The 6,891-nt window shown below is 54.6% G+C and carries 10 protein-coding genes and 1 tRNA gene; 8 read left to right on the forward strand and 3 right to left on the reverse strand.

Annotation, left to right across the window (positions count from 1 at the left end):
• Positions 1–203: 203 nt before the first annotated feature.
• Positions 204–279, forward strand: a tRNA-Gly gene (locus ABYM29_RS14030).
• Between the two features lie 80 nt (positions 280–359).
• On the opposite strand, the gene ABYM29_RS14035 is transcribed toward ABYM29_RS14030, so the two are convergent.
• Positions 360–758 carry a PA2817 family protein gene (locus ABYM29_RS14035; RefSeq protein WP_372865408.1) on the reverse strand — a complete coding sequence of 133 codons (399 nt, stop codon included), beginning with the start codon at positions 756–758 and terminating at the stop codon, positions 360–362.
• Positions 759–857: 99 nt separating this feature from the next.
• Between ABYM29_RS14035 and ABYM29_RS14040 the strand changes: the two genes are divergently transcribed.
• The 7 genes from ABYM29_RS14040 to ABYM29_RS14070 all read left to right on the forward strand — a co-directional run bounded on the left by ABYM29_RS14040 (position 858) and on the right by ABYM29_RS14070 (position 5,620).
• On the forward strand, positions 858–1,772 hold the full coding sequence (locus tag ABYM29_RS14040; protein WP_372865409.1) for an ABC transporter ATP-binding protein: 915 nt from the start codon (positions 858–860) through the stop codon (positions 1,770–1,772).
• 28 nt (positions 1,773–1,800) lie between these two features.
• Positions 1,801–2,574 carry an ABC transporter permease gene (locus ABYM29_RS14045; protein WP_372865410.1) on the forward strand — a complete coding sequence of 258 codons (774 nt, stop codon included), beginning with the start codon at positions 1,801–1,803 and terminating at the stop codon, positions 2,572–2,574.
• 11 nt (positions 2,575–2,585) lie between these two features.
• Positions 2,586–3,410: an NADPH-dependent 7-cyano-7-deazaguanine reductase QueF gene (gene queF / locus ABYM29_RS14050; protein WP_372865411.1), complete on the forward strand. Its 825-nt coding sequence runs from the start codon at positions 2,586–2,588 to the stop codon at positions 3,408–3,410.
• Positions 3,411–3,496: 86 nt separating this feature from the next.
• On the forward strand, positions 3,497–3,820 hold the full coding sequence (locus ABYM29_RS14055; RefSeq protein WP_372865412.1) for a hypothetical protein: 324 nt from the start codon (positions 3,497–3,499) through the stop codon (positions 3,818–3,820).
• A 10-nt stretch (positions 3,821–3,830) separates the two neighbouring features.
• Entirely contained in the window at positions 3,831–4,064 is a 234-nt protein-coding gene (locus tag ABYM29_RS14060; RefSeq protein ID WP_372865413.1) for a hypothetical protein, read from the forward strand.
• A gap of 122 nt (positions 4,065–4,186) precedes the next feature.
• The gene (locus ABYM29_RS14065) at positions 4,187–4,783 is read left to right on the forward strand and encodes a dUTP diphosphatase (protein WP_372865417.1); all 597 of its coding nucleotides are present in this window, start codon (positions 4,187–4,189) and stop codon (positions 4,781–4,783) included.
• An 18-nt stretch (positions 4,784–4,801) separates the two neighbouring features.
• A complete protein-coding gene (locus tag ABYM29_RS14070) occupies positions 4,802–5,620 on the forward strand; it encodes a hypothetical protein (protein WP_372865414.1) in 819 nt (272 codons plus the stop codon).
• Here the strand turns inward: ABYM29_RS14070 and ABYM29_RS14075 are convergent.
• Positions 5,607–5,903 carry a 4a-hydroxytetrahydrobiopterin dehydratase gene (locus tag ABYM29_RS14075; protein ID WP_372865415.1) on the reverse strand — a complete coding sequence of 99 codons (297 nt, stop codon included), beginning with the start codon at positions 5,901–5,903 and terminating at the stop codon, positions 5,607–5,609. The two genes, ABYM29_RS14070 and ABYM29_RS14075, sit on opposite strands and share 14 nt — an antisense overlap.
• 27 nt (positions 5,904–5,930) lie before the next feature.
• Positions 5,931–6,891 (reverse strand): tRNA (uridine(54)-C5)-methyltransferase TrmA (gene trmA / locus ABYM29_RS14080; protein ID WP_372865416.1); only part of this gene is annotated, 961 nt, incomplete at its 5' end.

Below are 6,891 nucleotides of genomic sequence, written 5' to 3' on the forward strand. Positions count from 1 at the left end.
ACACTGCCCTTTCACGGCAGTAACAGGGGTTCGAGTCCCCTAGGGGACGCCATTTATTGTGTCGAGTTGAAGTAGTTTTTCAGTTCGATTGTCACAGCAAATGACTTGAGAAGAATTTTCTAAGTCGCTGTTGACAGAGGAAATTGTTAGAAATAATATTTCCGCCACGCAGTTTTGATCTGCTGGACAGCAGGACGAAATTTGCGGGAATAGCTCAGTTGGTAGAGCGCAACCTTGCCAAGGTTGAGGTCGCCGGTTCGAACCCGGTTTCCCGCTCCAATTTAAAAAGCGAAACGCCAGCGTTTCGCTTTTTTTATGCCTGAAATTTAGTGTGCGGGCGCCGCGGCACCCGCGTTGTCTCAGTGCATGCCGAATACCTTGGCGCGCAAGTCGCGGTAGTGGCCGCTTTGGCTGTCATCTTCTGCCGCGGTTTGCTGATAGTAGCGTTCTTCCAGTTGTTGGTATTGTTCTAGCTCGCTGTCGCTGAGAAAGTGCAGGCAGTCGCCGCCAAAATACCACAGCAAATCGCGGTGCATCATGGGGGTGAGATCGGGAAAGTGTGCGATGATTCGGCACAGTAGTGACTGTCCGCACTCCAGGGCGTCGTCGCCGGCCAGCTTGTTACTGAGCTGCGCAAAGTCCTCTAGAAGTTCACTGATGGCGTCTTCGGTATAGTTGCCGTGGCCGGGCAGGCCGCTGCGGCACTGCTCAAAAAACTGTTCGAACAGGTGTTGGAAGTACTGGGATCGGCTGTTCACAATGGCTCCGTATTGGGGGGCTGGCGCGTCAGTGTATTCGATCTGTCGACCGTGGCAAAATACGCGCCGTTATCGCTAATTTGACGATGGGAAATTACTATGAGCAAAGCCTTGGAGATCAAGGGATTGCGCAAGGTCTACGACAATGGTTTTGAGGCTCTTAAGGGTATCGACTTGTGTGTGGAGGAGGGTGACTTCTTTGCGTTGCTCGGCCCTAACGGCGCCGGCAAGTCGACAACCATTGGCATCATCTGCTCGCTGGTGAAGAAAACGGCCGGCAGTGTCAGCGTGTTTGGCCACTCTATTGACAGTGAGTTGGCGCTGGCTAAAAAAGAGATCGGTGTGGTTCCCCAGGAGTTCAATTTCTCCAATTTTGAAACCGTGTGGGACATCGTGGTCAACCAGGCGGGCTATTACGGCTTGAGCCGAGACCTAGCCGCCCAGCGCGCTGAGCAGTACCTGCGCCAGCTGGATTTGTGGGACAAGCGCAATGTTGCCTCGAGAATGCTTTCCGGTGGCATGAAGCGTCGATTGATGATTGCTCGCGCCTTGGTCCACGAGCCGCGTCTGCTGATTTTGGATGAGCCCACCGCAGGGGTCGATATCGAACTGCGGCGTTCGATGTGGACGTTTTTAGCAGATATCAACCGCCGTGGCACCACGATTATATTGACCACTCACTATTTAGAAGAAGCGGAAAGTCTGTGCCGCAACATCGCCATTATCGACAGCGGCGAAATTGCCGAAAACACCGCGATGAAAACGCTGTTGAAGCAGTTGCACCGAGAAACCTTTGTGCTCGATAGCAAGGAGCCTCTCCCGGAGACGGTCGTGCTTGAGGGCTTCGAATCTCAGAAGACCGATGAGCAAATGCTGGAGGTCGCGATCGAAAAGGGCGCCTCGCTCAATACGCTGTTTTCTGCGCTTAGCGCTCAGGGTATCGAGGTCACGAGTATGCGTAACAAAGCTAACCGCCTAGAAGAATTATTCGTATCGCTGCTGGCGAAGAAATAGCGGCCATACGCAAGGAGATGCCAGGATTATGACAGCCCGAGAACAGTGGATAGCCTTTGTAACCATAGTGCGCAAAGAGGTGCGCAGGTTTTTGCGTATTTGGATGCAAACCCTGCTGCCGCCAGCAATTACCATGTCGCTGTATTTTATTATTTTTGGGGCCTTGATCGGTTCGCGCATCGGCGAGATGGGGGGCTTTAGCTATATGGAGTTTGTGGTGCCGGGATTGATTATGATGTCGGTGATCACCAACGCTTATTCCAATGTTGTGTCTTCGTTTTTTGGCGCGAAATTCCAGCGCTTTGTCGAAGAAATCCTGGTGTCACCCATGTCGAACAACACCGTGTTGTGGGGGTATGTGCTGGGCGGTGTGGCGCGCGGTTTGTTGGTGGGCTTGATCGTTACCTTGTTGTCGCTGTTTTTTACCCGCCTGCATATTCAGCATGTGGCGGTGACTATTGGTATCGTGCTGATGACCTCAGTGTTGTTTTCGCTGGCGGGCTTTATCAACGCGGTATTTGCCAATAATTTTGATGATGTGTCGATCGTGCCTGTGTTCGTGCTGACACCGCTGACCTATCTGGGAGGGGTGTTTTACTCTATCGATCTGTTGCCGGAGTTCTGGGCCGGTGTGTCGCGGCTCAACCCCATGCTTTATATTGTTAACGCCTTCCGCTATGGCGTGCTCGGCGTTTCCGATGTCAATGTGGCGAGCGCGTTTGCCATGGTGGCGGTGTTCACGCTATTGGCGTACGGCTATTGCATGTACTTGCTTAACAGCGGTAAGCGCTTGCGTCAGTAGGGGAGCGAGGAATGAATGGTCACGGCCCACTAGGTGCTCAGGTTGATTATCCCGAGTATTACGACCCCAGTGTTTTATACCCTATTGCCAGAGCCGAAGGCCGGCGGCGCTTGGGTATCACTGGCACACTGCCGTTTGCGGGTGTGGATATCTGGAATGCCTTTGAAATGTCCTGGTTAAATACGCGGGGTAAGCCGCAAGTTGCCTGCGGCGAGTTCCATTTCCCGGCGTCCTCGCCCAGCATTGTTGAATCTAAGTCTTTTAAGCTTTATTTAAATTCCTTTAATCAGAGTCGTTGGTCATCGCCGGCAGAGGTGCAGGCCTGCCTCGAGCGCGATCTTTCGGCGGCTTGTGGCGCGCCTGTCGCGGTGTTGTTGCATTTGCCAGAGAGTTGGCCCGAGGCCCTTACAATCCAGCCCATGGCTGGCCACTGCCTCGACGATCTCGATATCGACGTTGCTAGCTACCAGCCAAGTCGGGAGCTGCTCAGCTGTCGTGGTAGCGGCCTTGTGGAGCAGTCCTATTACAGCCATTTACTGCGTTCCCGCTGCCCTGTGACCGGCCAGCCCGACTGGGCGAGCATCAGTATTAGTTGCCTTGGTCCGCAGTTGGATGAGGTCAGTTTGTTGCGCTATCTGGTGTCTTTTCGCCAGCAGGATGACTTTCACGAGCAGTGTGTTGAGCAGATATTTTGTGATCTGCAGCAGGCTTGTGAGCCGCAGCAGTTGACTGTTTACGCGCGTTATTTGCGTCGTGGCGGGCTGGATATTAATCCTTGGCGCAGTACGCAGGCCCAGCCCTCTGGCGGGCTTAACCGCCGTGGCTTTCGACAGTAAGGGTTTGATAAGTAAATGACCTGATGGTGATTTAGTCGGTCGCTGGCGATACTTGCCTCACTGTTAGTCAATTGTGTGGAGGTTACATGCTCATTGCCAGCTATCTCCTTGGTTACAATGATAACGGTACCGTGAGCCACCTAGGCGTGGATCATGTGTTTCCGCGAAGGATCGACGGTGCCTGCTTTGAACTCTGTGAGTCGAGTCATGAAAACCCCCAGCTTCATCACGACTTGCTGATCTATTTCCCCTATGGCGAGCAGCCCAAGGAATTAATCTGCCTGCCAGACTTGCCCGAAGGTGCGGTAGCCGCCTTGCTATGTGATGTCGCACTACCGGTGGTCGATTTTTCCTGTGGCCGGAATATTAGGGTGCATTTAGGAACCATCCATAAACGCGACTGTGCTTAAGGATTAAGCTATGTGGAAGCCCAACCGAGTACGAAGTAAACGCTATACCATGCACGGTCCCAGCTCTTCTGTGGTGATTTGGCCTGAGCAGCGGCGCTTGGTATATGCGGCCAACTTTGCTGCGCAAATACCTGCGGTTATTTTGCCGCTAGTCGAGAGTGATGAGCGCCGGGGCTTGGACAGTAACTGCGTGCGCCGGCTGACGGCACTGGCCGAGCAGTTTCGGCGTTCTCGAAACCTGTAAGTCTGCACTGCGCCGGCCACCGCCTCGCGCCTTTTTTCCCCAATTGCTTTATGATGTGGCGGTTTGCCAATGATGGGGATTTTCAGGTGTCCGATCTCGTTCAACTTCAAGCTTTTGTAACCATGCTGGGAATGCAGGACCGCATGAATCAGCGCGTTCATCCACAGTGGATAGCACAGCGCTATGAATGGTATCGCGCGGTGTGGATTGAGTGCGGCGAGCTGATGGATCACCAAGGCTACAAATGGTGGAAGAAGCAGACCACTGACCTCGAGCAGGTGCAGCTGGAGGTCGTGGATATTTGGCACTTCGGTATGAGCGCCTTGTTTGAGCCGGGTCTCAGTCACGAAGATATTGCGCGGCGGATGGTCGATGAGTTGGCCAGCAGCAGTCCAGTTGTCGGCGATGTACTGACTGCGACCGAGGCGCTGGCCAGCCACAGCTTGAGTAGTAAGTCTTTTTCCGTGGCCTTGTTTCGCGACTTGTTGCATGCGGTGGGGCTGGATTTCAGCAGCTTGTACCGTCAGTACGTCGGCAAAAATGTACTTAACTTTTTTCGCCAGGATCACGGCTACAAAGACGGCAGTTATGTGAAAACCTGGAGCGGCCGTGAAGACAATGTCCACCTTGTTGAGATTCTTGTCGAGTTGGATGATCAGGCCGCTGACTTTGCCGATCAGGTTTACAGCGCCCTGCAGGCGCGTTACCCGAGGGCTTAAGTTTTGCCTCAGGATGGCTTGTCGACATCAGCATTGGCCCGCCAGCTAGAGCTGCCGGTGCAGCAGCTGTTCGCCACCCTTAAAGACTACGGCTGGATACGCAAGACCGAAGACAATTGGGCGTTGACCGCCAAGGGCGAATTCGAAGGTGGGCGCTATGTTAACAGCAAGCGCTACGGGCGTTATATCGTCTGGCCGCCGGCCATTATTGAGCACCCGCTTTTCCAGGCGATGGAGAGCCAGCGACTGCTGTCTGCGGCGGACCTTGGGCGGCCTTTGGGGGTGTCGGCGCGGCAGTTAAATCGACTGCTCTGTGCTCTCGGCTATATTGCTCCGGGGCAGCGTGGCTGGGAGGCAACTCCCAGCGGTATGAAGTTGGGTGCACAACCCTGTGAAAATCCTCAGAGTGGCCAGAGCTATGTCATGTGGCCCGAAGACATGTTGGCCCACCCGCCGCTTCTGGCCCTGCAGCAGCGCAGCCTCAGTGCCGACGATTTGCTCAGCCCCTGCATTAGTGTGGACGGCAAGCGCTGCGCCAGTGATGCGCATCGCCGGGTGGCGAATTGGCTGTATTTTGCCGGATTGCATTACGCAGTGGATCAGCCCCTGGCAGCGCCCGCTGCGGGCGATGTGGATTTTTATCTGCCCAGGTACCAGCTGTGTATCGAAGTGTGGGGAGGCCAGGAGCATTCCGATGCCTTGTCAGCCCGCATGGCGCGGGCTGAAATTTGCGCTCAGCGCGCGATAGCGGTTATCGACATACACCCGGAGGATCTGGACGCCCTGGACGAGTATCTCAGCCGCAGGCTTCAGGAGATGGGGGTCAGTGTGCTGTAGAGCGGAACTCCTGATCGATGGCTTCCGCCAGGGCCAGGTCGCGGGCGGTCAGGCCATTCACATCATGGCTGATCAGGGTGATTGCTACGCGGTTATAGCTATTGGACCAATCGGGGTGGTGATCGATTTTTTCCGCGCGTATGGCGACACGTGTCATGAATGAGAAAGCGGCTACAAAGTTGTCAAATTGAAGTTCTCGCGCTAATTTCCCGTCCTCCAAGCGCCATTTTGGCAGGCGTTTCATGGCGTCGCTCAGTTCTTTGTCGGTGAGTTTGACGGTCATAGATTCTCCGATATTTTCTTTTGATTGTTATTGGTCGGCTCTTTGCAGGATGACGCCGCACTCCATATGCTCAGTGTAGGGGAACTGATCGAACAGTGCGAAGGCCTCGGCACGATGGCTGTTCATCAACCATTGTAAGTCACGCTGCAGGGTGTGTGGATTACAAGATATATAAATAATGCGGTCAAAGCGTGCAACCAGTTCGCGCGTGCCGTCATCCAGTCCGGCGCGGGGCGGGTCTACCAGCACGCAGCCAATGTCGTAATCCTCCAGCGACAGGTCGGCCATCCGTCGGAATTGGCGCTCCCCATTGAGCGCTGTGGTGAATTCCTCACTGGACATGCGCAGGATGTCGATATTGCCGAGGCCGTTAGCGGCGAAATTTTCTCTGGCGGCTTTTACCGATGTTTTTGAAATTTCGGTGGCTAATACTTTCCGGAAACAGCGCGACAGCGGTGCCGTAAAATTGCCATTGCCGCAGTAAAGTTCCAGCAGGTCGCGGGTTTGGTCGTTTGGGCTGTGGTCGATGGCCCACTCTATCATTTTGCAGTTAACGCCGGCATTGGGCTGGGTAAAGCCGCCTTCGTATTGACGGTAATGATAGTGATTTCCCGCGATTGCTAGGCACTCGTCGACGAAGTCGCGGCCTAAAACCCGTTTTTGTTTACGGCTGCGGCCGATAATGTCGATATTAAGCTGCTCGCGCAGTTGCTCTGCAGCCTGTTGCCAGTCGTCGTCTAGGCGGCGGTGGTAAATTAGGCTGACCAGCATGTCGCCGCTTAGGGTGCTGAGAAATTCTACTTGAAACAGCCGCTGGCGCAGTACGGGGTTGTTTTGCAGGGCTTCTCGCAGTGCCGGCATCAGCGCACAAATAGCATGGCTGGCTACAGGAAAGTGGTCGATGCGGATGGGCGTCTTGGGGGCGGCGGGGTCGAACATGGCGTAGTACAGCTCGTCGCGCGGTGGAAGTCGATCGTCGCGGACAACG

This window comes from Spongiibacter sp. (assembly GCF_041602295.1).
In the GTDB taxonomy this organism is placed as follows: Bacteria; Pseudomonadota; Gammaproteobacteria; order Pseudomonadales; family Spongiibacteraceae; genus Spongiibacter.

Coding starts and splice junctions, on each gene's coding strand:
- ABYM29_RS14040 (WP_372865409.1), top strand. CDS start 858: ATGAGCAAAGCCTTGGAGATCAAGGGATTGCGCAAGGTCTACGACAAT.
- ABYM29_RS14045 (WP_372865410.1), top strand. CDS start 1,801: ATGACAGCCCGAGAACAGTGGATAGCCTTTGTAACCATAGTGCGCAAA.
- queF (WP_372865411.1), top strand. CDS start 2,586: ATGAATGGTCACGGCCCACTAGGTGCTCAGGTTGATTATCCCGAGTAT.
- ABYM29_RS14055 (WP_372865412.1), top strand. CDS start 3,497: ATGCTCATTGCCAGCTATCTCCTTGGTTACAATGATAACGGTACCGTG.
- ABYM29_RS14060 (WP_372865413.1), top strand. CDS start 3,831: ATGTGGAAGCCCAACCGAGTACGAAGTAAACGCTATACCATGCACGGT.
- ABYM29_RS14065 (WP_372865417.1), top strand. CDS start 4,187: ATGCTGGGAATGCAGGACCGCATGAATCAGCGCGTTCATCCACAGTGG.
- ABYM29_RS14075 (WP_372865415.1), bottom strand. CDS start 5,903: ATGACCGTCAAACTCACCGACAAAGAACTGAGCGACGCCATGAAACGC.